Origin of the sequence: Roseomonas alba, assembly GCF_019430885.1 — a bacterium.
Classification (GTDB): Bacteria; Pseudomonadota; Alphaproteobacteria; order Acetobacterales; family Acetobacteraceae; genus Neoroseomonas; species Neoroseomonas alba.
The window spans coordinates 202,606-226,424 of sequence record NZ_JAHYBZ010000002.1; the positions used below are offsets into that span (position 1 = coordinate 202,606).

Annotated in this window: 25 protein-coding genes and 1 pseudogene; 11 read left to right on the forward strand and 15 right to left on the reverse strand. The window is 69.7% G+C overall.

Annotation, left to right across the window (positions count from 1 at the left end; translation table 11 throughout):
• Positions 1–121 precede the first annotated feature (121 nt).
• The 10 genes and pseudogenes from KPL78_RS05370 to KPL78_RS05415 all read right to left on the reverse strand — a co-directional run bounded on the left by KPL78_RS05370 (position 122) and on the right by KPL78_RS05415 (position 10,247).
• Positions 122–1,105, reverse strand: coding sequence for a zinc-binding dehydrogenase (locus KPL78_RS05370; RefSeq protein ID WP_219761895.1), 984 nt, complete (start codon positions 1,103–1,105; stop codon positions 122–124).
• A gap of 7 nt (positions 1,106–1,112) precedes the next feature.
• Positions 1,113–2,615 (reverse strand): ABC transporter substrate-binding protein, encoded by a 1,503-nt coding sequence (locus KPL78_RS05375; protein WP_219761896.1) that lies wholly within the window; start codon positions 2,613–2,615, stop codon positions 1,113–1,115.
• A gap of 164 nt (positions 2,616–2,779) precedes the next feature.
• On the reverse strand, positions 2,780–3,277 hold the full coding sequence (locus KPL78_RS05380) for a cupin domain-containing protein (protein ID WP_219761897.1): 498 nt from the start codon (positions 3,275–3,277) through the stop codon (positions 2,780–2,782).
• A 153-nt stretch (positions 3,278–3,430) separates the two neighbouring features.
• The gene (locus tag KPL78_RS05385; RefSeq protein ID WP_219761898.1) at positions 3,431–3,919 is read right to left on the reverse strand and encodes a hypothetical protein; all 489 of its coding nucleotides are present in this window, start codon (positions 3,917–3,919) and stop codon (positions 3,431–3,433) included.
• Between the two features lie 146 nt (positions 3,920–4,065).
• A complete protein-coding gene (locus KPL78_RS05390) occupies positions 4,066–5,247 on the reverse strand; it encodes a M20 aminoacylase family protein (RefSeq protein ID WP_219761899.1) in 1,182 nt (393 codons plus the stop codon).
• Between the two features lie 16 nt (positions 5,248–5,263).
• Entirely contained in the window at positions 5,264–6,124 is an 861-nt protein-coding gene (locus KPL78_RS05395; protein ID WP_219761900.1) for an SDR family oxidoreductase, read from the reverse strand.
• A gap of 175 nt (positions 6,125–6,299) precedes the next feature.
• Positions 6,300–6,965 carry an extensin-like domain-containing protein gene (locus tag KPL78_RS05400; RefSeq protein ID WP_219761901.1) on the reverse strand — a complete coding sequence of 222 codons (666 nt, stop codon included), beginning with the start codon at positions 6,963–6,965 and terminating at the stop codon, positions 6,300–6,302.
• Between the two features lie 46 nt (positions 6,966–7,011).
• Entirely contained in the window at positions 7,012–8,751 is a 1,740-nt protein-coding gene (locus KPL78_RS05405; RefSeq protein ID WP_219761902.1) for a dihydroxy-acid dehydratase, read from the reverse strand.
• A 259-nt stretch (positions 8,752–9,010) separates the two neighbouring features.
• Positions 9,011–9,170 (reverse strand): annotated as a pseudogene (locus KPL78_RS30980) (DapH/DapD/GlmU-related protein); the annotation flags it as partial.
• Positions 9,171–9,845: 675 nt separating this feature from the next.
• Positions 9,846–10,247, reverse strand: a complete 402-nt coding sequence (locus KPL78_RS05415; protein WP_219761903.1) for a VOC family protein — start codon at positions 10,245–10,247, stop codon at positions 9,846–9,848.
• 181 nt (positions 10,248–10,428) lie between these two features.
• On the opposite strand from KPL78_RS05415, the gene rplM reads away from it, so the two are divergent.
• The 3 genes from rplM to argC all read left to right on the forward strand — a co-directional run bounded on the left by rplM (position 10,429) and on the right by argC (position 12,511).
• Positions 10,429–10,914 (forward strand): 50S ribosomal protein L13, encoded by a 486-nt coding sequence (gene rplM / locus KPL78_RS05420; RefSeq protein ID WP_219761904.1) that lies wholly within the window; start codon positions 10,429–10,431, stop codon positions 10,912–10,914.
• Between the two features lie 4 nt (positions 10,915–10,918).
• Positions 10,919–11,404 carry a 30S ribosomal protein S9 gene (gene rpsI, locus KPL78_RS05425; RefSeq protein ID WP_219761905.1) on the forward strand — a complete coding sequence of 162 codons (486 nt, stop codon included), beginning with the start codon at positions 10,919–10,921 and terminating at the stop codon, positions 11,402–11,404.
• 141 nt (positions 11,405–11,545) lie between these two features.
• On the forward strand, positions 11,546–12,511 hold the full coding sequence (gene argC, locus KPL78_RS05430) for an N-acetyl-gamma-glutamyl-phosphate reductase (RefSeq protein ID WP_219761906.1): 966 nt from the start codon (positions 11,546–11,548) through the stop codon (positions 12,509–12,511).
• Positions 12,512–12,596: 85 nt separating this feature from the next.
• Here argC and KPL78_RS05435 read toward each other — a convergent pair whose 3' ends face one another.
• The 5 genes from KPL78_RS05435 to flgF form a co-directional block, all read right to left on the reverse strand.
• Positions 12,597–12,932, reverse strand: a complete 336-nt coding sequence (locus KPL78_RS05435) for a hypothetical protein (protein ID WP_219761907.1) — start codon at positions 12,930–12,932, stop codon at positions 12,597–12,599.
• A gap of 116 nt (positions 12,933–13,048) precedes the next feature.
• Complete coding sequence (flgH, locus tag KPL78_RS05440; RefSeq protein WP_219761908.1) at positions 13,049–13,783, reverse strand: flagellar basal body L-ring protein FlgH; 735 nt, start codon at positions 13,781–13,783, stop codon at positions 13,049–13,051.
• 5 nt (positions 13,784–13,788) lie between these two features.
• Complete coding sequence (gene flgA, locus KPL78_RS05445) at positions 13,789–14,739, reverse strand: flagellar basal body P-ring formation chaperone FlgA (RefSeq protein ID WP_219761909.1); 951 nt, start codon at positions 14,737–14,739, stop codon at positions 13,789–13,791.
• Positions 14,739–15,524 carry a flagellar basal-body rod protein FlgG gene (gene flgG, locus KPL78_RS05450; RefSeq protein ID WP_219761910.1) on the reverse strand — a complete coding sequence of 262 codons (786 nt, stop codon included), beginning with the start codon at positions 15,522–15,524 and terminating at the stop codon, positions 14,739–14,741. Before flgG ends, flgA begins: the two co-directional genes overlap by 1 nt.
• Positions 15,525–15,641: 117 nt before the next feature.
• Positions 15,642–16,385 (reverse strand): flagellar basal-body rod protein FlgF, encoded by a 744-nt coding sequence (flgF, locus tag KPL78_RS05455; protein ID WP_219761911.1) that lies wholly within the window; start codon positions 16,383–16,385, stop codon positions 15,642–15,644.
• A 178-nt stretch (positions 16,386–16,563) separates the two neighbouring features.
• Between flgF and KPL78_RS05460 the strand changes: the two genes are divergently transcribed.
• The 8 genes from KPL78_RS05460 to speD all read left to right on the forward strand — a co-directional run bounded on the left by KPL78_RS05460 (position 16,564) and on the right by speD (position 23,749).
• Positions 16,564–17,106 carry a flagellar basal body-associated FliL family protein gene (locus KPL78_RS05460; RefSeq protein ID WP_219761912.1) on the forward strand — a complete coding sequence of 181 codons (543 nt, stop codon included), beginning with the start codon at positions 16,564–16,566 and terminating at the stop codon, positions 17,104–17,106.
• On the forward strand, positions 17,103–18,191 hold the full coding sequence (gene fliM, locus KPL78_RS05465) for a flagellar motor switch protein FliM (RefSeq protein WP_219761913.1): 1,089 nt from the start codon (positions 17,103–17,105) through the stop codon (positions 18,189–18,191). Before KPL78_RS05460 ends, fliM begins: the two co-directional genes overlap by 4 nt.
• On the forward strand, positions 18,188–18,619 hold the full coding sequence (locus KPL78_RS05470; protein WP_219761914.1) for a DUF6468 domain-containing protein: 432 nt from the start codon (positions 18,188–18,190) through the stop codon (positions 18,617–18,619). Before fliM ends, KPL78_RS05470 begins: the two co-directional genes overlap by 4 nt.
• Positions 18,616–19,257 carry a MotE family protein gene (locus KPL78_RS05475; RefSeq protein ID WP_219761915.1) on the forward strand — a complete coding sequence of 214 codons (642 nt, stop codon included), beginning with the start codon at positions 18,616–18,618 and terminating at the stop codon, positions 19,255–19,257. The genes KPL78_RS05470 and KPL78_RS05475 overlap by 4 nt, the downstream gene beginning before the upstream one ends.
• Positions 19,258–19,290: 33 nt before the next feature.
• Positions 19,291–19,671, forward strand: a complete 381-nt coding sequence (locus KPL78_RS05480) for a chemotaxis response regulator CheY (protein WP_219761916.1) — start codon at positions 19,291–19,293, stop codon at positions 19,669–19,671.
• Positions 19,664–20,257, forward strand: coding sequence for a protein phosphatase CheZ (locus KPL78_RS05485; RefSeq protein ID WP_219761917.1), 594 nt, complete (start codon positions 19,664–19,666; stop codon positions 20,255–20,257). Before KPL78_RS05480 ends, KPL78_RS05485 begins: the two co-directional genes overlap by 8 nt.
• Entirely contained in the window at positions 20,257–23,127 is a 2,871-nt protein-coding gene (locus KPL78_RS05490) for a hypothetical protein (protein WP_219761918.1), read from the forward strand. Before KPL78_RS05485 ends, KPL78_RS05490 begins: the two co-directional genes overlap by 1 nt.
• A gap of 163 nt (positions 23,128–23,290) precedes the next feature.
• The gene (gene speD, locus KPL78_RS05495; protein WP_219761919.1) at positions 23,291–23,749 is read left to right on the forward strand and encodes an adenosylmethionine decarboxylase; all 459 of its coding nucleotides are present in this window, start codon (positions 23,291–23,293) and stop codon (positions 23,747–23,749) included.
• Positions 23,750–23,819: the final 70 nt, after the last annotated feature.

The following is a 23,819-nucleotide window of genomic DNA, read 5'->3' on the forward strand; positions in this document are numbered from 1 at the left end:
CGGCCGGCACACCCATCCGGCCACCCATTCAAGGATGCTGACGTGGGGGCCGTGTTGGGGTGCGGGCCGGTGCGGGACACGGAAATGCGCCGATTGGCGCATTTCCAATCAAGACGGCCGCTCAGATGGACAGGACGATCTTTCCGAAGTGCTTGTTGGCCTTCATGTGGCCCAGCGCCTCGACCACCAGGTCCAGCGGGAAGACGCGGTCGATCGGGATGCTGAATTTTCCGTGCTCGACCGCATGCCAAAGGTCGCGGCGCATGGCGTCGTATTCGACGCGGATCTCCTCGCGGGTCCGGGTGCGGTGGGTGACGCCGATATAGGCGATGCGGCGATTGGCGTGCAGATCGAAGTCGAACTCGCCCTTCGACCCGCCGAGCCGCCCGACATTGACGATGCGCCCCGTGATGGCCGTGCAGCGCATCGCCGCGTTGATGGTGGGGCCGCTGATCTGGTCGATCACCAGATCCACACCCTTGCCGCCCGTCGCGGCGAGCACCTGGTCGGCCCAATCGGCATCGCGCGTATTCACCGCGACATCGGCGCCGTGGTCCTTCAGCTTCGCCCGGCGTTCCGCATCGGTCGAGGTACCGACGACCAGCGAGGCCCCCATGAACTTCGCGATCTGCAGTCCCATGATCCCGACGCCGGAGGACGCGCCGAGGATCATCACGCTCTCGCCCTTGGCGACGCGCCCATTCGTCACGATCGCGTCGTGCATCGTCGCGAGCGCGATGGGCAGTGTCGCCGCTTCCTCCCAGGAGAGGTTGCGGTCGGGCACTTTCTGCACCCGGCCCATGTCCGCCACGGCGTATTCGGCATAGCCGCCGGCGCCAGATGCGGTGACGCGGTCACCCACCTTCACGCCATGCACGAAGCTGCCGACCGCGGCGACCTCACCGGCGAAGTCGAGGCCGAGGATCGTCCCCGGCCCACCCATCGACCCGTGCGAATGCCCGGCCGCGACGGCAAGGTCCGCCCGGTTCAGCGTGGCGGCGCGCACGCGCACCAGCACTTCCTCCGGTCCCGGGGCCGGGCGCGGCACATCCTGCACCCAGACCCCATCGGCAGTGACGACTGCCGCACGCATCAACTCGGTCATGTCCGCTTCATCCCCTAGCACCGCGCAGGCCCTGCAGACGGATCAGGCCGTCCGGGACCGCACTCAGACCTTGGATGGAGGCGCTGACGCCGTGCAGCGTCAAGGGCTGCCAGAGGTTAATGTAGGGACGATCGGCCAGATACATCCGCGCCGCGCGGTCATAGGCCGCGGCGCGCACCGCCGGATCGACGGAACGGCGCGCCTCGGTCAGCGCGGCATCGACGTCCCGGTTGCAGTAACGGCCGCCGTTCAGCGGCACGCCACAGGCATAGAAGGCGTAGAGATTGCCGTCGAGATCGACGCGGCCGGACCACTGGATCATCAGCGCCTCGAAATCGCCGGCGGTCCACTGGTTCAGCAGGGTGGCTGTCTCGATCTGCTGGATCTCGATGTCGATGCCCGCCTCGGCGGCCATGGCCTGGATGACTTCCGACGCCTGGATGTAGTCCGTGGTGTTGGGCACCGAGAGCTTGATCTTCACGCGGTCGTGCCCCGACGCGCGCAGCAGGGCGCGGGCGCGCGCGACGTCGCGCTGGGGCATCGGGACCGAGCGCGCATAGAAGGGATGATTGGGCGGCACGGCCTGGTTGGCGGGGACCCAGAGCCCCTCGAAGGCCACGTTCACCAGGGCCTGGCGGTCGATGGACAGTTCCAGCGCCTCCCGCACCCGCGCATCCTGGCCGAGCGGCGTCTGTGACCGCGCGCCATTCGCCACGTTGATGACGAGATAGAAGGTCGCGAGGGACGGTGCCTGCACGACGCGCACGCGTTGGTCGCGCCGGATCTCTGCGACGTCTGAGGGGCTGACGCGCTCCATGATGTCGAGCGCGCCGGCGCGCAGATTGGCCAGGCGCACCGTCGCATCAGGGATCGGCCGGTAGGTGACGCGATCGATATGGATATTGGAGCGGTCCCAATAGCCGTCGAAACGCTCGAGCTCCATGCGGTCCTGCGGAATGCGGCGGGTCAGGCGGAAGGGGCCGGCGCAGGCGGGTTCGCGCTGGAAGTCGGCGCCGGTCACCTGCGCCTGGCGCGGCGAGACCAGCATGCCGGCGCGATCCGCCAGCGCGGCGAGCAGCGGTGCGAAGGGATCGGACAGGCGGAGCGTGACTTCCATCGGGCCGGTCGCGACGACCTCCGTCACCGGCCCCATCTCCGCCTTGCGGGTGGAGCCCGGGGTCTGGAGATGGCGGCGCAGGCCGATGGCGGCGGCTTCCCCGGTCAGGGGCTCGCCATCGTGGAATCGGACGCCCTCGCGCAGGGTGAAGGTCAGGGCGCGACCGTCGTCGCTCCAGCGCCAGGCGGTGGCGAGCTGGGGCACGATCTCCAGGCGCTCATTGATGTCGACCAGCTTGTCGCACATGGCGGCGAAGACCTGGCGGCCTGCGACGGTGCGCGAGAGGGTCGGGTCCAGGACATCGGGATCGGAGTTCAGGCCGATGCGCAGATGCTGCGCGGCGGCGGGGCTGGCGAGGCCTGCGAGGACCAGCAGGGCGGCGAAACGGCGCATGGGCGGCTCCTTTCGGATGCGTGATCGCCCTCAGTGTTTCCTGCGTCATGGGAACGCGCAATGCGCCCTTCGTCGGATGGGCCGTCGCTTCGCGCCAGCACGCCTTGGTGGCCGTCAGAAGAATGAGGGGGGGGCCGGGGGAGTTCTCTCCCCCGGGGCCTGTCCTATTCCCCGGGCGCCCGGTGGATCGGATCGACCCACAGCACTGTTTCGGGCTTCTCCACCGGCTCGATATCGATGTTGATCGCCACCGCCTCATTGTCGGAACGGACGAGGACGCATTCCAGCGTCTCGTCGGCCGAGGCGTTGATCTCCTGGTGCGGCACGTAGGGCGGCACGTAGATGAAGTCGCCCGGCCCGGCCTCGGCGACGAATTCGAGCTTTTCGCCCCAGCGCATGCGGGCCTTGCCCTTCACCACGTAGATGACGCTTTCGAGGTGCCCGTGGTGATGGGCGCCGGTCTTGGCATCGGGGTGGATGTGGACGGTGCCGGCCCAGATCTTCTGCGCGCCGACGCGGGCGGCATTGATGGCGGCGGCGCGGTTCATGCCGGGCGTCTGGGCGGTGTTGGCGTCCAGGCTGTTGCCCGGGATGACGCGGACGCCGCTGTGCTTCCAGCCGTCATCGGGGATGGAGGCATGGTCGTGACCGTCATGCGGCATGGTGCTGGCTCCTCTGCTGGCCGCAGGGAAACGCCAGGACATGCGTGACCGCAAGCCATTGAAGAAAATAGCGAACCCGTGCTCCCGGCCGGTAGCTGGGGAGCAGCCGGTTCTGTCATCGAAAGGCGTCGTGAAAGGGTTTGCCGCGCCGGTTCAGGCGGCGCTGCGGCCGGACAGCCAAAGCCGCGTGCGATGACAGAGCCAGAGCAACAGGGCCTGCCCGACGAACAGGGCTGCGAGGTTGGAACCGGGTCCATGCAGGACGAGCAGGCCGACCAGGCCGGCGATCGTGAGCACCAGGGCGAGATGGACCATGTGATCGAAGATCGCGAGCCCGACGGTCTTCAGCGGCCCCGCCATGGGCATCATGGGCGTGGCAAAGGCTGCGCCGACCAGCAAGGCCATCAGCACCGCGGCGAGCGTCATGCCGCCGAGGCAGCCGAGCAATGCCACGAGACGTGCGAGTTCCGGCGCCAGGGCTAGGCCCGGCGTGATCCAGCGCAGCAGTAGGAAAAGTCCGGCGAGCACGGCCGCTGCGGTGAAGGCTGCCTCGGCGGGCTCGGTCGTGCTGCGGGATTCGCCTGGGCCAAGTCGGCGCGGCAGCAATGGCCAGGGATCGACGGGTAGACGCTGGTCGGCCATGCGGAGGCTCCGATCAGTGAATGCTCTCCTTGATCTTCGCCGCAAGTGATTGCCGTGCGCCTAACACATCCCCGTGGGCTCGGAAGCTGCGCGAAAGGCCGGACCCAGACGGGAAATGCGCCGTGCGGCGCATTTCCAGACATGCACTAACCCTGGCGCGGTAGCAGCCGTTCGGCCAGCGCCGCCCACCAGGATGCGCCCACCGGCAGGATCTCGTCGTTGAAGTCGTATTTCGGGTGATGGACCATCGCGTCGGTTGCAGAGCGCCCGCCGCCGAGCATCAGGTAGGCGCCATCCTTCACGTTCAGCATGAAGGAAAAATCCTCTCCGCCCATGGTGGGCTTCGCCATCGGGATGACGCGGGCGTCGCCCTGCACGGCGCGCGCGGCATCCGCGGCGAGGCCGGTGCTGACCGGTTCGTTGATCGTGGCGGGGTAGAGACGGATGAACTTCGCATCGGCCTTCGCGCCGAACGCCGCGGCGATGCCGGTGACGGTCTCGAGGAACCGCTTCTCGAGCAGGTCTCCCACCTCCGGGGCGAACCACCGGGCCGTGCCGAGCATGCTCACCTGCTCGGGGATCACGTTGTAGGTGTGGCCACCATTGATGTGGCCGATGGTGATGACGCCGCCTTCGACCGGTTCGACATTGCGCGCGACGATGGATTGCAGCGCCTGGACAATGGCCGCGGCGATGACGATCGGGTCATTGCCGTTCTGCGGAATGGCGCCATGCGCGCCCTTGCCTGTGATGGTGACTTCCAAGTTGGCGACGGCGGCCATCACCGGACCCTCGCGCCAGGCGAAGGTGCCGGCCGGCAGGGACGGCCAGTTGTGCAGGCCGAAGACGCGCTCCATCGGGAAGCGCTCGAAGAGACCTTCCTTCACCATGACCTCGCCGCCGCCGAAATTCTCCTCGGCCGGCTGGAAGATCACATAGACGGTGCCGTCGAAGTTGCGGGTCTCGGCGAGATACTTCGCCGCGCCCAGCAGCATGGTGGTGTGCCCGTCATGGCCGCAGGCGTGCATCTTGCCGGCATTCTTGGAGGCATAGGCGAGGCCGGTCTCCTCGAGGATCGGCAGCGCATCCATGTCGGCGCGCAGGCCGATGGCACGGCCCGAGGCGGCATTGTTGCCGCGGATCACGCCAACCACGCCGGTCTTCGCGATGCCGGTGATGACCTCGTCGCAGCCGAAGGCGCGCAGCTTGTCGGCGACGATCTCGGAGGTGCGGACCTCCTCGAAGGCCAGTTCGGGGTGTTCGTGGAAATCGCGCCGCCAGGCGGTCATTTCGGCATGGAAATCGGCGATGCGGTTGTTCACGGGCATGGGTGCGGCTCCTGCTTCACGGCGCTGTGTGGCGAGGCGGGAAGGTCAGGGCAAGACCTTCTTCCAGGGGGATGGGATCGACGCCGAGGTCGTTCCGCATGGGCGTGATGTCGAAGGCCTTATCCTCGGTGAGGCGGCGGATCTCGTCGGCGCCGATGCGCGGCAGGCCGGGGATGAGGCGGGTGAGGGGTGCCAGAAGCCGCAGCGGCAGAGCCGGGATGGGCAGGATGGGCGGGGCGCGCAGGCCGGCGGCGGCGGCGACGGCGCGCAGGAAGTCGCGATAGGGTAGGGGTTCCGGGCCGGCGACGACGCGGGTGGTTGCCTCGGGCCAGTCGCGGGCGAGGGCGGCCATCAGGCAGCGCGTCACGTCAGATTGGTGGATCGGCTGGACCAGGGCGCGGCCGCCGCCGGGCAGGGGGGCAACGGGCAGGCGAGCGATCAGGGCGGCGAGGCGGCGGACGTTGTCCTCGCCTTCCGCGCCATAGATCATGGTCGGGTGCAGCATGATGCCCGCTCGGCCCGAGGCGAGCAGCGCCGCTTCCCCGGCGCGGACGCCGTTGCCATGGGCATCGGGCCATTGAGAGAACCGCCGCGTCGAGCCCATCAGCACGAAGGACGCGCCGGGTTCCGCCGCGGTGAGCAGGGCCGACGCCCAGCGCGCATGAACGGTGCTGACGACACGGTCGGCGCCGGCGAGAGCGCGCTTCAACGCCGCCGGGTCGCGCAGGTCCGCCGCGCGCAGCGCCCCGGGCAGGGCCAACGCGCGCCATTTGGCGGCATCGCGCACCACGGGGATGAAGGGGGTGCCGGCATCGGCGAGCGCGCGCGCCAGGGCGGCACCCGATCGCCCGGTGGCGCCGATCAGGGCGAGGGTCATGCTGGCTTCCCGATCCGGACATTTCGCCATGCCGCCGAGGGCAACGCGGGTGCGGCGACGGAGAAGGCGCGTGCCGCGCCGCACCGATGGATTGCGGCCCGGGGGCTCCAAGCCCCTGCCGCGGAGGTTCGGAGGAGCAGAGCCCCTCTGATCGCCCCAGGCGAATGGCGGCACGTCATCGGCAGGCCCTCCGGTATCCGAGGTCGAGGTGGAAATGATTGGCGTGCGCCACGTCGCGATCCGGCCCCAGGACGGCGGCGAAGATCCGGCAGGCGCCGTCATGGGCATCCCGCAGGAAGGCGCCGGCGGGCGTGTCCCGGCGCCAGTCGCGCAGCACGGTGACCTCCCGCCCATCGGTCAGGCGCAGCGCGGCGAGGTCGATCGCATTGGCCGTCGCGTGCTGGCTGCGCCGCGTGCCGCCCCGTACGTCCCGGCAGGCCAGGGTCCCGAGATGCATTGCCCGCGCGATACCGCTGCCGAAATGGCGCTCGGCGGCGGGTTGCAGCACCTGGCGGTCATAGATGGTCCAAGCGGCGGCCATGGCGCAGGTCAGGAGAGGCCGCGCGGGGTCGAAGCCGCCGGGCAGGCGGGTGGTGTCGTTCAGCGCGCAGTCCGGACCGGCCGAGGAGGCGGGCATGGGCGTCGCCGAGACGCCCGCGGCATGCAGTGCGGCGAAGCAGGCCTCGGGATCGCGCGCCAGGGCGCGCAGTTTCTGGCGCGTGAAGGGGCCCGTCGGCCCGGCCAGGTTGATGGGCGCGAAGGGGTTCCAGGCCTCGGGCAGGCGCGGCAGAAGCCACGCCACGCCCGCGGCGGCGGCCAGAAGCAGGACAAGGACGATCACGTGGCGCACCCATCCAATATGGGGGCGCCGGCGTCGCTGCGCGCGATCAAGGCTCCGCGCGCAGGAAGGCGAGATCGGCGCCCTGCGGTGCCTGGGTCACCTGGTCGTAGACCAGCTTGTCCCAGCCGCGCTTTGGCGCCGGCGCCGGGGTCCAGGCGGCGCGGCGCTGCGCCAGCGTCGCCTCGTCCACCAGCAGGTCGAGCGAGCGGTTCTTCACCGAAAGCCGGATGCGGTCGCCCGTCTCGACGAATTGCAGCGGACCGCCGACCGAGGCCTCGGGCGAAATGTGCAGCACGATGGTACCGAAGGCGGTGCCGGACATGCGGCAGTCGCTCATCCGCACCATGTCCTTCACGCCCTGGCGGGCGAGCTTCTTCGGAATGGGCAGATAGCCCGCTTCCGGCATGCCCGCGGGGGAACGCGGCCCGGCACCCTTCAGCACCAGGATGTCCTGCGGGGTCACGTCGAGGTCCGGGTCGTCGATGCGGTCCGACAGGTCCTTGAGGCCGTCGAAGACGAGGCAGCGCGCTTCAGTCTCGAACAGCGACGGCGTCGCGGCGCTGCGCTTGAGGATCGCGCCTTCCGGCGCCAATGACCCGAACAGCGCGACCAGGCCGCCGACCGGGGAGACCGGCTCGGCGCGGGCGCGGATGATGCGGCGGTCGACGAAATGCGACCCGTCGCCGAGGCGCTGTTCCAGCGTCCTGCCGTCGAGATCCTTCGCCGAGAGGTCGAGCAGGTCGCGCAGCTCCCACAGCAGGGCGCGCATGCCGCCGGCGCTGTGGAAGTCCTCCATATAGCCCTCGCCGGTGGGCTTCAGGTCCACCAGGACAGGGGTTTCCTCCGACAGCGCATCCAGCCGCTTGAGGTCCAGCGATAGCCCGGCGCGGCCGGCGATGGCGGCGAGATGCACGATGGCGTTGGTCGACCCGCCCAGCGACAGCAACACGCGCACCGCGTTGTCGAGGTTGCCCTGCGTCATCAGCGACAGCGGCGAGACAGGATTCTGGATCAGCCGCACGGCCTGGGCGCCGGCTTCCTCCGCGATACGGAGCCGGTCGGCATGCACGGCCGGGGCAGAGGCTGCATCCAGCGGCATGAAGCCGAGCGTCGAGGCCAGGCAGGCCATGGTCGAGGCCGTGCCCATCACCCCGCAGGTCCCGGCCGTCGTCGCAAGCTTGCCTTCCAGCGTGTTGATCTTCTCGTCGCTCACTTCCCCGGCGCGATAGCGCGCCCAGTAGCGGCGGCAATCCGTGCAGGCGGACAGGCGCTCGCCCTCGAAGGCCTGGGCCAGCATCGGGCCGACGACCAGCATGACGGACGGCGTGCCCGAGGAGATCGCGCCCATGAGCTGCGCCGGGACGGTCTTGTCGCAGCCGCCCACCAGCACCGCGGCATCCATCGGCTGATTTGCCAGCATGGTCTCGGTGTCGAGCGCCATCAGGTTGCGGTAGTGCATTGAGCAGGGCGACAGCGACGGTTCGCAGATGCTGATGGTCGGGAAGGCCATTGGCAGGCCGCCGGCCGCGAGCACGCCGCGCTTCACCGCCTCGATCAGCTCGGGGATGGTGCGGTGGCAGTTGTTGTAGTCGGACGCCGTATCCGCGATGCCCACCACCGGCTTGTCGAGCATCGCCTGGCTGTAGCCCATCGACTTCGCGAAGGACCGGCGCAGATACAATGCGAAGGCCGGGTCGCCATAGTTGGAGGCATTCCGGCCAAGGCCAACCGGACTGGCTGCTTGGCCTGGCCTCGCGTTTCGACCGGAAGAGCTTGCACCATCCATGCCTTATGTTCCCCCCACCAAGTGCGTGGTCGCTGTGGATTCGAATTCCATCAATGATTCCCACGGCTATCCGGATTCGGCGGGATAGTCATGAGTTCCCTGAACTTTACCCGCTCGGGCGCGAACTCCTTCAAGGTGGCGGAGCGATTCTCGAGTTCGCCGATGAAGCGTTCCACGTCGTCGAGATGAAGATCGTTGAAGTCCGTGAAGCTGTACCGCCACCAGCGGAGTGTCAGAAGCCTATCGATATGGGCTTCGGCGAAACGAAATCGTAACAATTTGGCTGGATTTCCACCGACGACCGCATAGGGCGATACGTCCTTTGTGACTACGGCGCCCGCAGCGATGACCGCCCCATCACCAATCCTGACGCCCGGCATGATGGTCGCGTTCGCACCGATCCAGACATCATGGCCAATCACAGGGGATGCCTTCTGCGGGTTCGGTTGCTGATTTGTAAAAGAAATTCCGATATCGTCGCAGTGAGATCTAAGAATAGAAAACGTCTTATCGTACATAAAGGAAGAAGTGGACACATAATCCAGTGTATGTCGAGGGCCGGGAATCTGCAGGCCGGCCGCTATAGAACAATATCTTCCTATGGATATATCAAGTGGAAGTGGAGACCAGGAGTATGAGAAGCTTCCGATGCAAGGAAGATTCAGGCCGATCAGTATCCCGCAGTATGGTTCTGCCGATGCCTCGGCAAGGAAGTTAACACGATCTCCCTGCTTGAAGCGCAGGCCCATTGGGTGTTTCGAGAAAAAGATCCGCCGACGAGCCAGCCACTCGATTTGATTGTGATTCAACAAGATCTGCATCTGGAATTCCGGTGCTGGAGCAGGATGGCGCGCAGTACGTGCCGGACGAGAGATGATCTCCCACGCCTTCAGGCGCTTTGAAAGGGGGATGAGGACTGCGCCAACCATTCCGGCCCGAGAGGGACGACCTCCAAGGCAACGGTGACTGGATTGCTTTGCACTCCCGGTGGAGCGGCAGCAATCCACCAAGCACAATCTGTCCTACACCACGCGATGGGATGCGACCCGGACGGGCAGTCGATGCAGGCTGATGCCGTTCGATCGGAAGCAGCGCTAGCGTAAGGACTGAGGGCGGTGGCACACGCAGCACAGCTTGTTGCCGTCAGGGTCGCGCAGATAAGCACCGTAATAGTCGGGGTGGTAGTGCGGGCGCAGGCCCGGGGCGCCTTCATCCGTGCCGCCATGGGCCAGGGCGGTGGCGTGGAAGCGGTCCACGGTGGCGCGGTCGGGGGCTTCGAAGGCGATGGTCACGCCGTTGCCGACCGTGGCGTCCTCGCGGTTGATCGGGCGAAGGATCCAGAATTGCGGTGTCGTATCCGGTCCTGCGGCATAGCCGGCATAGCCGCGCTCCAGGTCCGATTCCTGCCGCGTCACCCCCAGCTTGGCCAGCAGCGGGTCGTAGAAGGCAACGGCACGGCGGATGTCGTTGGTGCCAAGCGTGGTGTGGCTGTACATGGGCGCGGCCTCCTCCGCCGCGGCGGCACCATAGCCAAGCCGGTTTGATCCGGGTTGCGCATCGGGGCAGGGGATTGCGGTAGCGGGATACCGCCTCGATCAATCGCAGGCTGTGCTTGACTTTCCGGCCGCATGCCGCGATAAGCCCCGCCACTTCTCCAGTCATACCCTTGGAACACCGATGCTCACGAGACAGACCACCTCGCTGAAGCCGGCGGATGTGAAGAAGGCCTGGGTGTTGATCGATGCGGACGGGCTCGTGCTCGGCCGCCTCGCGACCCTGGTGGCCAACCGGCTCCGCGGCAAGCACAAGGCGCAGTTCACCCCGCATGTGGATTGCGGCGACCATGTCGTCATCATCAATGCCCGCAAGGTCCGCGTGACCGGTGCGAAGGCGGAGCAGAAGGTGTTCTACTGGCACACCGGCTACGCCGGCGGCATCAAGCAGCGCACCGTGCGCGAGCGCCTCGAGAGCAAGTACCCCGAGCGGGTCATCGAGAAGGCGGTCGAGCGCATGATCACCCGTGGCCCCCTCGGCCGCGCCCAGATGCGCAACCTGCATGTCTATGCCGGTGCCGAGCACCCGCATGCCGGCCAGACGCCCGAGGCGCTGGACGTCGCGGCGCTCAACCGGAAGAACTCCGTTCTCGTGAAGAAGGCGGCCTGAGTCCATGAGCGAGACCCGTACCCTCGCGGACCTCAAGGAGCTCGTCGCCGGCACCCCGGCGGCGCCCGAGGCCGCGATCAAGCGCGAACCCAAGCGTGACGCCCAGGGCCGCGCCTATGCCACCGGTCGCCGTAAGGACGCCGTGGCCCGCGTCTGGGTGAAGCCCGGCAAGGGCAGCATCGAGATCAACGGCAGGACGCAGTCGAAGTACTTCGCGCGTCCTGTGCTGCGCATGCTGATCACCCAGCCCTTCCTGGTGGCCGACCGCTACCAGCAGTTCGACGTGGTGTGCTCGGTGGTCGGCGGTGGCCTGTCCGGCCAGGCCGGCGCGGTGCGCCACGGCATCTCCCGTGCGCTCTGCAACTACGAGCCCGAGCTGCGCGCGATCCTCAAGAAGGCCGGCTTCCTGACCCGCGACCCCCGCGTCGTGGAGCGCAAGAAGTACGGCAAGGCGAAGGCGCGACGTTCCTTCCAGTTCAGCAAGCGCTGACGCCGGCGGATCGGCGTCACGCGCCGGTCCCGCCTACGCAGGACTGTCATGCAGATGGGGTGGATCCGCGAGGGTCCGCCCCTCTTGCATTTCGGGCCGCTTTTCGCGGCACACTATCCACGCAACGGAGGTCCATATCCCATGGCCAAGACCCCCACGGTGTTCATCGACGGCGAGGCCGGCACGACCGGCCTGCAGATCCGCGAGCGGCTGGCGGCGAACCCGCATGTCGCCCTGCGTTCGATCGCGCCCGACCGCCGAAAGGACGCCGGGGCGCGCCGCGAGATGATGGAGGAGGTGGACCTCGTCATCCTCTGCCTGCCTGACGACGCGGCGAAGGAAAGCGCGGCGCTGGCCGCTTCGCTGGGCGCCAAGGCGCCGAAGCTGCTCGATGCCTCGACCGCGCATCGCGTCGATCCGACCTGGGCCTACGGCCTGGCGGAGCTGACGCCGGATCAGCCGGCGGCGATCGCGGCGGCGCAGAACGTGTCCAATCCGGGCTGCTACCCGACCGGCGCGATCCTGATGCTGCGTCCGCTGGTCGAGGCCGGGATCATGGCCGCCGACCATCCCATCACGGTCAATGCCGTGTCGGGCTACACCGGCGGCGGCAAGTCCATGGTCGCGGCCTATGAGGCCCGCACGGCGCCGGATTTCGAGATGTATGGCCTCGGCCTGCATCACAAGCACCTGCCGGAACTGCAGAAGTACTCCCTGCTGTCGCGCCGGCCGATTTTCGTCCCGGCCGTCGCGGATTATGCGCAGGGCATGCTGGACGCGATTCCGCTGCATCTCGACATGCTGGAGAAGCGTGTGACGCCGGCGGAGATCGAGGCATTGCTCGCCGCGCGCTATGCCGGCAGCGAATACGTCCGCGTCGTGCCCGCCGAGGGCAACGGCAAGATCGAGCCGCAGGCGCTGAACGGCACCAACGGGCTCGAGATCCGGGTCTTCGGGGATGCGGCGCTGGGCCAGGCGGTGCTGGTCGCGCGCTTCGACAACCTCGGCAAGGGCGCGTCGGGGGCGGCGGTGCAGAATCTCGGATTGATGCTCGGGATTCCGGTGAACGCCAGCCTGCCGGTGGCGACGCCGCACGCGGCGGAGTGAGGCGGAACCGGAGAGGGGCGTTGCCCCTCTCCACCAGCCCCCATCGGGGGGCCTGATCCGATGTCCTTCCCTCGTGCGGCGCCCCTCAGTGACCGCAATTCGGCGCCGCGACGCCGTTCACCGTGCTGTAGCGGCCATTTGACGTGACGGTGCGCACGCAGGTGCCGGACGCCGCATGCCACCAATACGCGGTCAGTCCGCGTTGGCGGGCCACGGCGAAGCCGCGCTGCTGCATCTCGCTCTCGCCAGAGGATGCCCGCGCGCCCTGAAGGTCGGCGACATTGGGCGCCGCCGGCGGCGTGACGGGCTGCACCACCGCGGGCGTGGCGACCGGCGGCGGCGCCGAGGAACCGCCGCAGGCGGCAAGGCCGAGCAGCGCGCCCAGGGCGACGCTGCCGCGCAACAGGGAGCTTACGGTCATCGTGCTTCTCCGGATCGGTGACGACGCCGCAAGGCTCCGAAACGACGGACCGCGGCGCAATCCAGGCGCCGCAGCCAGTATCCGCTTTGCGCAGCCGCGCCCCGCGCGCGGCCGCGTCAGAACGGCAGGATGATGTCGAGCAGCTCCTGCCCGGTGCGCGGCCGCTGCACGTCACTGATCGTGCCGCGCCCGCCATAGGAGATGCGCGCCTCGGCCAGCCGATCATGCCGGATCGTGTTGTCGGAGGCGATGTCCTGCGGGCGGATCACGCCGCCGATCGTGAGGTCGCGCAGCTCACTGTTCACCCGCATCTGCTGCCGGCCCATCAGCACCAGGTTCCCGTTCGGCAGCACCTGCGTCACGGTCGCGGCGACGCGCAGCGTCACCGTCTCATTGCGTCGGATCTGGCCGGTGCCGTTCACGCCGCTGGTGGAATTGGCCTCGACCAGCCGCGACGGGTCGATGCCCGCGGGGAACAGCCGACCATAGGAGGCCTGCAGGCCGAGCATCTGCGGAATGCCCATCCCCTCGCTGTTGTCGCGCGACCGGATGGTGCGGTTCTCCAGCTCGGCCTCGTCGGCGACCGAGACCAGCACGGTGACCAGGTCGCCCACCGTCGCGGCGCGCTGGTCGCGCAGGAAGGTCCGGCTGCCCGGCCGCCACAAGGAATTGTTGGCGAGCGGCGGGTCCTGCGGGTTCGGCATGGGCATGGACACCGGCCGCCAGCGCGGGTCCGAGGTTGGGTTGGTTACGCTCGCCATCTCGGGCGGGTCGCCCAGGCGGGACAGCCGCTCCGCCCCCGAACAGGCGATGGTCGCGAGCGGCATCATCATCAGCAGCAGCCTGCGCATGGTCTTCACCTCCGCGCGCTCTGGAGGGGCACGCTGCCGATCATCACGCGCACCCGGCCCGGCCCGATCGCCTCGGCCTCGACGACGCTGCGGGAGAGCAGGTTCATCACCGGGATGCGCTCGCCGCGCGCCGCGCTGTCCATGGCGCGGCCCTGCGCGGTCAGCGACAGGCCGGGCCCTTCGAGAATCATCAGCACCATCTGGTTCTTGGCGACGATCGACGGCGCCGTGAGGTCCGCCGTCATGAAGGGCAGCTCCGCCGCGATCGGGCGCCGGAGCTGCTTGCCGCGCACCTGCTCCGCGCGCTGTGCGGTGCCGGGACGCACGCGTTCGGATCGCATGCGGATCTCGCGCAGATCGCCAGGGCTGACGATGTCGCCCACGGCCAGGCGGCGCGTCGCCACCACCACCGGCACGGTGGTCAGCGCGCGGCCGGCGATGCGCCCGCGCCAGGTCGCCATGCCATCCGCGGCGACCACCAGCGTTGCCGCGAAGCGCCGCGTGCTCGGCTCGTAATGCGCCGCTTCCACCATGGCCTGCGGCAGCGCGGCGAGCGGCACGGCGGGCGGGGCGAAGCCCGGCAGTTCGAGCTCGGCCTCCGGGTCCATGCCGAGGCGCACCAGTTCTTCCCGCAGCAGGCTTTCCACCTCCTCGCGCGGGAAGGGACGGCCGGGGCGTTCGACGATGCTGCGCTCCTCGCCGGAGAGCGGCCGCCAGGCCAGGCCATGTCGCCGCGCAATGGCCGAAAGCTGCGCGGCATCGAGCATGAAGCGCCGCCCCGGCGCCGGCGCCGCGCCGATCGTCGCCGTGCCGAGATCGCCGGGATTGTCGAACAGGTCGCCGAGCCGCAGCACCGGGTCCTCGACGAGGACGAGCGGCTTCGGCGCCGGCGGAACTCCCTGCGCGCGCGCCGGCGCGGCGAGCAGCGGCAGCAGGAACAGGCCACGCCGGCGCATCAGCGGAGCCTCGTCAGGGTGGAGAGCATCTCGTCGGAGGCGGTGATGACGCGGGAGTTCATCTCATAGGCGCGCTGCGCCGTGATCAGCGCGGTGATCTCCTGCACGACGTTGACGTTGGAGGTCTCGATGAAGCCCTGCATGGTCTGGCCGTAGCCGACCGCGCCGGGCGATCCCTGCTGCGCCTCGCCGGATGCCGGCGTGGCGAGGAACAGGTTGTCGCCCACCGCCTCCAGCCCGCCTTCATTGGCGAAGATGGCGAGCTGGATCTGCCCGACATTCTGCGGCTGGGTCTGGCCGTCGATCTTCGCCAGCACCTCGCCATTCGCGTTGATGGTCACATCGCGCGCATTGGCCGGGATGGTGATGCCGGGATTCACGATGAAGCCTTCGGCCGTGACGATGGTGCCCTCCGCGCTCAGCCCGAAGGTGCCGTCGCGCGTATAGGCGGTCTCGCCCGAAGGAAGCTGGATCTGGAAGTAGCCATTGCCGCGGATGGCGAGGTCGAAGCGGTTCTCGGTCTGCTGCAGGTTGCCCTGCTCGCTGATCCGGTACACCGCCGCCGTGCGCACGCCGAGGCCGATCTGCGCGCCCGAGGGCAGCACCGTCCCGGTATCGGCGGATTGCGACCCGGTGCGCCGCAGGTTCTGGTAGACGAGGTCCTGGAATTCCGCGCGCCGCCGCTTGTAGCCGGTGGTCGACAGGTTCGCGATGTTGTTCGAGATGACCTCGACATTGTTCTGCTGGGCCTGCATGCCCGTGGCGGCGGTGTGCAGCGATCGCATTGGGGCGGATCCTTATGAGCGTGATGGCCGCAGGTGCGAATGCACCGGAGGTCTGAATCACGCGATCAAACAAGAGGCTGGAGCGTGATTGGTGAACGAAGGTGAACCAATCACGCTCTAGGACCGGCGGCGCAGGATGCGCTCGACCGCGGTGGACAGGCGCTCGCCCTCGCGCTCGGCGAATTGGGCGGCGTATTGGAATTCGCGGAGCTCCGCGGTCAGGCGCGTCATTTCCAGGATCGGGCGGACATTGCTGCCCTCCAGTGACCCCTGGACGACCGTGGGGCGTTCGATCGGCTGGGGCTGCTCGCCCCCGGCGTCGAAGTTGCGGTCGCCCTCGGCGCGCAGGGATTGCGGATTGGCGAAGTTCACTACGCGCAGCCGGCCGAGCGTGCCGTTCTCGCTGCGGATGGCGCCGTCGCCCTGTATGGTGATGCGCGTGTCGTTGGGGGACACGGCGATGGGCTGCTGCTGGTCGCTCAGCACCGGGTTGCCCTCCATGTCCACGATCCTGCCGCCATCGCCGATGGTGAAGCGGCCGGCGCGGGTGAAGCGCTCGCCGCGCGGGGTCTCGACCGCGAAGAAGCCTTCGCCGCTGATCGCGACATCGAGCGGATTGCCGGTGCTCTGCAACGGGCCGGCCTCCATCTCGCGCCAGGTGGCGCGGTCCTGAACGAAGGCGACGTTGCGGCCGCCAGTCGGCGTTTCCGTTCCGGTCTGGCGCGAGACGAATTCCGCGAATACCGGCCGCATGGCGCGGAAGCCGGGCGTGTCGGCATTGGCGACGTTGTGCGCCAGCACCTCGGTGGCGCGGCTCTGCAACGCCAGGCGCGACAGGATGATGTAGCCGGGGCCGTCCATGTGGTGCTCTCCGTTCCCGCGACCGCTGGCGCAACCGGCGTGCCAGCCCCGGGACGGGTTTCCGCCGGCATTTGCTGCCGGGAGGCGGCAGGGCTGGCCCCGGCACCCGGCAGCACGGGCCTCTGCAAGTCTTCCTTAACGGCGCTGAGGGATGCTGCCCGGATGCAGGAGGCATGGCATGGCAACGGCAGCAGCGGCCGAGGCGATTGACGCAGCGGAAGGCAAGGGCGGCGGGGGCAGGAAGAAGCTGATCCTCATCGTCCTGCCGCTGCTCCTGGCCGGGATCGGGGCGGGGCTGTGGTTCAGCGGTATCCTGCCGAAGCTGCTCGGCATGGGCGCGCATGACGCGGCGGCCGGACACGGCGAACAGCCGCAGGCCGAGGCGCCACGCCCACCCGTCTTCTTCGAGATGCCGGACATCATCACCAACCTGAACGCCTCCGGCCGCCGCCCCGTCTATGTGAAGCTGCGCAGCAAGCTCGAGATCACGCGCGCCGAGGATGCCGCGGCGATCCAGACCGCGATGCCGCGGCTGCTCGACCTGTTCCAGACCCATCTGCGGGAGATGCGCCCCGAGGAGTTGCGCGGTTCCGCCGGTACCCAGCGCCTGCGGGAGGAGCTGATCGCGCGCGCCAACATCGCCGTCGCCCCGCCGCCGGGCAGCACCCAACCCGCACCGCGCGTCACCGACGTGCTGTTCCTCGAGATGCTCGTCCAATGAGTGGCTCCTCGGAGGACGACGATCTCGCCGCAGCCTGGGGCGCGGCGCTCGAGGAGGAAGGCACCGGCGGCGGCGAGCCCGCCGAGGCCGCGCCGCCGCCCGATGCCACCCGCGTGCTGAACCAGGCCGAGATCGACAGCCTGCTCGGCTTCGACAGCAAGGGGGGCGAGGGCGGCGAGGAGAGCGGGATCCAGAAGATCATCTCCTCCGGGCTGGTGTCCTATGAACGCCTGCCCATGCTGGAGATCGTCTTCGACCGCATGGTGCGCCTGATGTCGACGACGCTGCGCAACTTCACCTCGGACAATGTCGAGGTGTCGATCGACGGCATCGTCTCGCTGCGCTTCGCGGACTACCTGAACTCGATCCCGCTGCCGGCGATGCTCGGCGTCACACGCGCCGAGCAATGGGACAACTACGGGTTGATCGTCGTTGATTCCGCGTTGATCTATTCCGTGGTGGACGTGCTGCTGGGCGGGCGGCGCGGCACCGCGGCGATGCGCATCGAGGGCCGCCCCTACACCACCATCGAACGCACCCTGGTCGAGCGCCTGATCGGCGTGGTGCTCGAAGACCTGACCGCGGCCTTCGAACCGCTCTGCCCGGTCGTCTTCGGCTTCGAGCGGCTGGAGGTGAATCCCCGCTTCGCCGCCATCTCGCGGCCCTCCAATGCCTGCGTGCTCGTGCGGCTACGCATCGACATGGAGGATCGCGGCGGCAAGCTCGAATTGCTGCTGCCCTATGCGACGCTGGAACCGGTGCGCGAGCTGCTGCTCCAGCAATTCATGGGCGAGAAGTTCGGCCGCGACAGCATCTGGGAAACCCACCTCGCCGAGGAGCTGCGCTCCACCGAGGTCGCGCTCGACGTGGTGCTGGATGAGCAGGTGTTGCCGCTCTCCACCGTGATCGACCTGAAGGTGGGCGACCGCATCGCGCTTGGCGTCGCGCCCGGCGCGCCGGTGCGGCTGCGCTGCGGGGAGGTGCCGCTCTTCGAGGCTGAGCTCGGCCGCCAGGACCAGCGGCTGGCCGTGCGCATCTCGCGCGAACTGGAACGCGGCCGCGCCGCGGGAGGGATTGCCGCATGACGCCGCTCGAATGGGTGCTGCAACTGGTATTGCTGCTGATGCTGGCGGCCGCCATTCCCTTCGCGCTGCGGCTGGAACGCGCGCTGCGGGAGATCCGGCGCGATCGCTCCGCGCTCGACAGCAGCGCCCAGGGCCTGGGCGAGGCTGCGCGCATGGCCGAGGCGGCGATGGTGCGGCTGCGCGCCTCGGCGGAACTGGCGGGTCGGCAGGTCGCCGAACGCACCGCGACGGCCGAACCTCTGCGCGACGATCTGCGCTACCTGATCGAACGCGCGGAGGCGTTGGCCGACCGCCTGGAAGGGCTGGTGCGCGCCGGCCGCCCGCTGACGAACGACGCGCCGCGCGCCGAGCCCGCGCCGCTGCAAAGCCAGGCCGAGCGCGACCTGCTGCGCGCCATTAGCCTCGGCGCCGCACGGACGGCGCGATGATGGCCCTGCCGCGCCCGCGCCTGGTGCCCGCGGCGATTCTCGCCATGGGCGGCCTGTTCCTGGTGAAGGCGGAGACGCTGCTGGTCGCGCTGCGTGCACCGTCCCTGGCCGTCGTGGCGCCCGCGCAGGCCTCCGATCCCGCGCCGGCACCGGCACCCGCGTCGCGGCCCGCTGCCGCCCCCGCGGCCACGCCCGTCGCGCCGCCGGCGCCGCCCGATCCGGCCGCCCAGGCGGAGCGCGCGCTGCTGGAGCAGCTCCGCGCCCGCCGTGCCGACATCGAGGCGCGCGAGCAGGCCGTGGCGGCGCAGCAGGTCATGATCCAGGCCGCCGAACAGCGTCTCGCCCGTCGCGTCGAGGAACTGACCGCGCTCCAGCAGCGTCTGGAATCCCTCGATCGCGCCCGCACGGATCGCGAGGAAGCCGGCTGGCGCGGCCTGGTGCGCACCTATGAGGCGATGCGACCGCGCGATGCGGCGGCGATCTTCGACGACCTCGAACTCCCCGTGCTGGTCGAGATCCTCGACCGCATGAATGAGCGCAAGGCCGCGCCCGTGATCGGGGCGATGCGCCCTGAAAAGGCGCGGACGGTGACGGCCGAGCTCGCGCGGCACCGCGCGCAGCGCAACGCGGCGGATTGACGACGGACCCCTGGCAGGAGGCGAACACCACCGATGGATCGGAACATCAACGTCCTGATCGTGGACGACTACCGGACCATGTTGCGGATCATCCGCAACCTGTTGAAGCAGCTCGACTTCAACAATGTCGATGAGGCGACGGACGGGCAGGAGGCGCTGGCCAAGCTGCGCGCCGGCAATTTCGGCCTGGTCATCAGCGACTGGAACATGGCGCCGATGACGGGGCTCGACCTGCTGAAGGAGGTCCGGGCCGACGCGAAGCTGAAGAACCTGCCCTTCATCATGATCACCGCCGAGAGCAAGACGGAGAACGTGGTCGCTGCCAAGCAGGCGGGCGTGTCCAACTACATCGTCAAGCCCTTCAACGCCGAGACGCTGAAGGAGAAGATCGAGAAGGTGATGGTCCATGCCTGACGGAACCCCCGGCACGTCAGACGACGATCGCATCGAGGCCGCGGTGCGCGCGGTGCTCGGTTCCATGGCCGGCGACCTCACGGCACGCGAGGCGGCGCTGCTCGCCGAGCTCGAGGCTTTGGGCCGCACCATCGCCCGGGCGAAGGCCGAGATCGCGGCGCTGTCGGTGGACGACATCACCGGCGCGCATATCCCCTCCGCGACCGATGAACTCGACGCCATCGTCGGCCATACGGCCGAGGCGACGAACGAGATCCTCGACAGTTGCGAGGTGCTGGAACGCCTCCAGACCGAGGTGCCCGAGCCGGCCTCGACCGCTCTGCAGGGCGCGGTGACGCGGATCTACGAGGCATGCTCCTTCCAGGACATCACCGGCCAGCGGATCAGCAAGGTGGTCTCTGCGCTGAAGGCGATCGAATCCCGGGTCGAGGCTGCCGTCGCCAATGCTGCCGGCCGCGTCGCGCCCGCGCCCGCCGCGCCGGCGGTGCCGCGCACCGAGGGGCAGGAACTGGCGCACGGGCCGCAACTGCCCGGCGGTGGCACCTCGCAGGAAGAGATTGACCGCCTGCTGGCGAGTTTCGACTGATGCGCCTGCCGACACTGCTGCTGCTCGCGCTGATGGTCCTGGCCCCCGCCGCACGGGGGCAGGAGGCGCCGCGCGTGGCGATGCGGGTCGGCACGCATTCCGATCTCGGCCGCCTGGTTTTCGATTGGCCGTCGCGGGTCGGCTATCGCGTCGAGGAAGGGGAGGGCCGCCTGGTCATCCGCTTCGACGCGCCGGCCCGGATCGATCTGTCCGCCGCGCGCCGTCCGCCGCGCAACATTATCGCGGTGGAGCAGGATGGCGCCGCGATCGTCATCCGCATCGCACCGGGTGCGCGGCCACGGCATTTCCGCCTGGACAACCGCATCGTGCTGGATGTGCGCGATGCGGAACGCGCCGCACCGGCGGCCACCGCCGAGGCGCGTCCGGCGCGCGCCCCGCGCAACGCCGCGCCGGCACCGCGCGCCGAACCGCCGCCCCGCCCAGCCGAACCGGCCCCGTTGGCCGCGCGCCCGGCGCCGGCGGCCGTGCCGGTGCCTGCGGCCCCGGCGGCGCCCGCCGCACCCCCGGTTCCGTCCGCGCGCGTGTCGGCTCCGGCCCCGGCCGCTGCGCCGATCCCCGTGGCGCTGCCGGGTCCCTCCCGCCTGCGGCTGCGCAGCGGCGCGCCGCCGGCCTTCGCGCTGGATGCCGGGGCCGATGCCGGTCTCGCGGTCTTCCGGCGGGGGGACTGGGTCCATGTGGTGCTCGATCGGCCGGTCGAGATCGACCTTGCCCCCCTGCGCGGCCATCCGGTCTTTGGTGGCCTTGAGATCCTGCCGGCCGGGGAAGCCACCGCCCTGCGCCTGCCTCTGCCGGCGCCGGCGCGCCTGTCGGCGCGGCGCGATGGCGAGGCCTGGGTGCTGGAGGCGGTGCGCGACGCCATGCCCGCCGATGCCGCCATCCTGCGCACCGATCCCGATCCCGGCCCGCCGGCGCGGCTGCTGTTGCAGGGCGGCGCACCCGGCGGCTCCGTGACCCTGACCGACCCGGCGACGGGGGAGACCCTGCTGGTCGGCACCTTGCGCCGGCCCGGCCCGGCCGTGCTGGTGGCGCGACGCCTGCCGGAATTCGACCTGCTGCCGACCATGCTGGGCACCGCCATCCTCGCGCGCTCCGACCGGCTGGTGCTGCGGCCGACGACTGAGGACCGCTTCGCCTTGCAGACGGCGGGCGGGGACCCGCTCGGCCTGGGGACGCCGGCGGGGCGCGAGACGCCGGCCGCGGCCCGCGCCATGACGCGGGTGCTGGAGATGCCGGACGGCCCGGTACCGACCCTGCTTGAACGGCTGCGCAACCTGCTGCTCGCCGTGCAGGCCGCGCCGCCGCTGTCGCGCGGGCCGGCGCGCCGCGATGCGGCGGAAACGCTGTTGGCGCTCGGCATGCCGCAGGAGGCGCAGGCCATGGCGGCCATCGCCTTCCAGGAGGATCCCCAGTCGCGCGAGGATCCGCGCCTGCTGCTCGCCCACGGCGTGGCGGCGCTGCTGTCCGGGCGCGTCGCCGATGCGCGTGGCATCGACGATCCGCGCCTGCCGGCGCGCGACGAGGTGGCGCTGTGGCGGGCACTGTTCGGCCTCGCGCGCGGCGAACCTGCCGCAACGGCGCTGCTCGCTGCCGCACCGCTGCTGCTGAGCTATCCGGAGGCCCTGCGCGAACGCAGCCTGCCCATGGCCGCCGAGGCGCTGGCGCAGGGCGGGGAGCCCGCCGCGGCCGCTGCCCTGATAGCCCAGGCGGGGGAGGCGGCGGGCCTTGGCCTCGCCCGCGCCATGGTGCTCGAGGTGCAGGGTGATCGCGACGCCGCCATCGCGGCCTATGCCACATTGATCGCCGGCCGCGACCGCCGCCAGCGCGCGGTGGCGATGCGCCGCGCGGCGGAGCTGCGCCTCGCCGCCGGCGCCATCGACCAGGCCGGGGCGGCCGAGGCGCTGGAGCAATCCCTCTTTGCCTGGCGCGGCGGGGCGGAGGATATCGCGCTGCGCCGCCGCATCGCCGCGCTGCGTGTTGCGGCGGGGCAAGGTGTCCAGGCCTTCACCCTTCTCGATGAGACCGGGCGGCTGTTCCCCGATCAGGCCGCCACGCTGCGGCCCGATCTGCAGGACGCCTTCGCCGCGGCCCTGGAAACCGCGCCGCCGCTGGTCGCGGCCACCCTGTTCGATACGAATCCGGACATGCTTCCGGCCGGTCGGCGCGGAGAGACCGCCATACAGGTTCTCGCCGACCGGCTGGCGGGCCTCGATCTGCCGGACCGCGCCGCGGCGCTGTTGCGGCGCGCCATGACCTCGGCCGAACCGGGCGCGGCACGCGCGGCGATCGGTGCGCGGCTCGCCGCACTGCGTGCCGCCGAAGGTGATGCCGCGGGCACGCTCGCCGCACTCGATGACAGCGAATCGGATGCGCTTGAATCCGCGCTGGCGACGCGACGCACGCTGTTGCGCGCACGCGCGCTGGCGCGCCGAGGTGCGCGCGGCGAGGCGGATGCGCTGCTCGCGACACTCGGCGCGCCGGGCGCCGCGGCGCGTGCGGAGCTGCGCGCCGAGGCGCAGGATTGGGCCGGCGCGGCGGCCGCGATGGGCGTTCATCTCGCCGCCACCCTGCCTGCCGCACCGGCGCCGCTGGGCGCTGAGGATCGCGCCGCCATCGCGCGCACCGCGGCGTATCTTGCGCTTGCCGGCGACGAACCGGGCCTCGCCACGCTGCGCGCGGCGCAGGGCGCGCGCATGGAAGGTGGACCGCTCGCCGAGGCTTTCAGCGTGCTCACCTCCGATCCGCTGCGCGGCGTCGCCGACCTGCCGCGCCTGCAGCGGGAACTCGGCATGATGCGGCTTCTGCCCACGCGGCTGGATGCCTTGCGGACAGGCGTGCAGGTTGCGCGCTGAGATGCGCGTCCCCCGGGGGGGAGTTCTGCAATTTTTCCGGTCCGATCGGCGCAATTTCACTTGCACCCCCGGACCCCTTGCCGCATATCGCGCGGCCGTTGACCCAAATGATCGGACTTCCCCGATCGCCCTGGTCATCTGCTGGCTGGAAGGAGCCCTTAACATGGATGCTCTCGTCCAACCGGGGATGGTCTCGGATCTGCCGAGCGACACCCGGAACACCGACGATAACTGCTCGGCGACACCCGAGAAGGACTACTTTATTGCGCGTAATGGCATTCGCTACGCCGGCACGCATCTGATCATCGATCTGTGGGGCGCGACGAATCTCGACGATCCCGACCATATCGATGCGACGCTGCGTGAGGCCGCGCTCGCCACGGGCGCGACCATCCTGCATGGGCATTTCCACCACTTCTCGCCCAATGGCGGTGTGTCGGGCGTGCTGGTGCTGGCCGAAAGCCATGTCTCGATCCATTCCTGGCCGGAGCGTGACTACGCCGCGCTCGACATCTTCGTCTGCGGCGAATGCGATCCGTACAAGGCGATCCCGGCCCTGAAGCGTGGCTTCCTGCCGGAGCGCGTGCAGCTTTCCGAGCACAAGCGCGGCCTGATCGGCTGACGCGCTCGGCCAGGGCGATCTGAAACGGGGCCGGGCGGCAGCGTCCGGCCCCTTTGTTTGACCATGGGGA

Excerpts from the sequence above, each read along its gene's own strand:
- KPL78_RS05370 (WP_219761895.1), bottom strand. The coding sequence starts at position 1,105 with ATGACCGAGTTGATGCGTGCGGCAGTCGTCACTGCCGATGGGGTCTGG.
- KPL78_RS05375 (WP_219761896.1), bottom strand. The coding sequence starts at position 2,615 with ATGCGCCGTTTCGCCGCCCTGCTGGTCCTCGCAGGCCTCGCCAGCCCC.
- KPL78_RS05380 (WP_219761897.1), bottom strand. The coding sequence starts at position 3,277 with ATGCCGCATGACGGTCACGACCATGCCTCCATCCCCGATGACGGCTGG.
- KPL78_RS05385 (WP_219761898.1), bottom strand. The coding sequence starts at position 3,919 with ATGGCCGACCAGCGTCTACCCGTCGATCCCTGGCCATTGCTGCCGCGC.
- KPL78_RS05390 (WP_219761899.1), bottom strand. The coding sequence starts at position 5,247 with ATGCCCGTGAACAACCGCATCGCCGATTTCCATGCCGAAATGACCGCC.
- KPL78_RS05395 (WP_219761900.1), bottom strand. The coding sequence starts at position 6,124 with ATGACCCTCGCCCTGATCGGCGCCACCGGGCGATCGGGTGCCGCCCTG.
- KPL78_RS05405 (WP_219761902.1), bottom strand. The coding sequence starts at position 8,751 with ATGGATGGTGCAAGCTCTTCCGGTCGAAACGCGAGGCCAGGCCAAGCA.
- KPL78_RS05415 (WP_219761903.1), bottom strand. The coding sequence starts at position 10,247 with ATGTACAGCCACACCACGCTTGGCACCAACGACATCCGCCGTGCCGTT.
- rplM (WP_219761904.1), top strand. The coding sequence starts at position 10,429 with ATGCTCACGAGACAGACCACCTCGCTGAAGCCGGCGGATGTGAAGAAG.
- rpsI (WP_219761905.1), top strand. The coding sequence starts at position 10,919 with ATGAGCGAGACCCGTACCCTCGCGGACCTCAAGGAGCTCGTCGCCGGC.
- argC (WP_219761906.1), top strand. The coding sequence starts at position 11,546 with ATGGCCAAGACCCCCACGGTGTTCATCGACGGCGAGGCCGGCACGACC.
- KPL78_RS05435 (WP_219761907.1), bottom strand. The coding sequence starts at position 12,932 with ATGACCGTAAGCTCCCTGTTGCGCGGCAGCGTCGCCCTGGGCGCGCTG.
- flgH (WP_219761908.1), bottom strand. The coding sequence starts at position 13,783 with ATGCGCAGGCTGCTGCTGATGATGATGCCGCTCGCGACCATCGCCTGT.
- flgA (WP_219761909.1), bottom strand. The coding sequence starts at position 14,739 with ATGCGCCGGCGTGGCCTGTTCCTGCTGCCGCTGCTCGCCGCGCCGGCG.
- flgG (WP_219761910.1), bottom strand. The coding sequence starts at position 15,524 with ATGCGATCGCTGCACACCGCCGCCACGGGCATGCAGGCCCAGCAGAAC.
- flgF (WP_219761911.1), bottom strand. The coding sequence starts at position 16,385 with ATGGACGGCCCCGGCTACATCATCCTGTCGCGCCTGGCGTTGCAGAGC.
- KPL78_RS05460 (WP_219761912.1), top strand. The coding sequence starts at position 16,564 with ATGGCAACGGCAGCAGCGGCCGAGGCGATTGACGCAGCGGAAGGCAAG.
- fliM (WP_219761913.1), top strand. The coding sequence starts at position 17,103 with ATGAGTGGCTCCTCGGAGGACGACGATCTCGCCGCAGCCTGGGGCGCG.
- KPL78_RS05470 (WP_219761914.1), top strand. The coding sequence starts at position 18,188 with ATGACGCCGCTCGAATGGGTGCTGCAACTGGTATTGCTGCTGATGCTG.
- KPL78_RS05475 (WP_219761915.1), top strand. The coding sequence starts at position 18,616 with ATGATGGCCCTGCCGCGCCCGCGCCTGGTGCCCGCGGCGATTCTCGCC.
- KPL78_RS05480 (WP_219761916.1), top strand. The coding sequence starts at position 19,291 with ATGGATCGGAACATCAACGTCCTGATCGTGGACGACTACCGGACCATG.
- KPL78_RS05485 (WP_219761917.1), top strand. The coding sequence starts at position 19,664 with ATGCCTGACGGAACCCCCGGCACGTCAGACGACGATCGCATCGAGGCC.
- KPL78_RS05490 (WP_219761918.1), top strand. The coding sequence starts at position 20,257 with ATGCGCCTGCCGACACTGCTGCTGCTCGCGCTGATGGTCCTGGCCCCC.
- speD (WP_219761919.1), top strand. The coding sequence starts at position 23,291 with ATGGATGCTCTCGTCCAACCGGGGATGGTCTCGGATCTGCCGAGCGAC.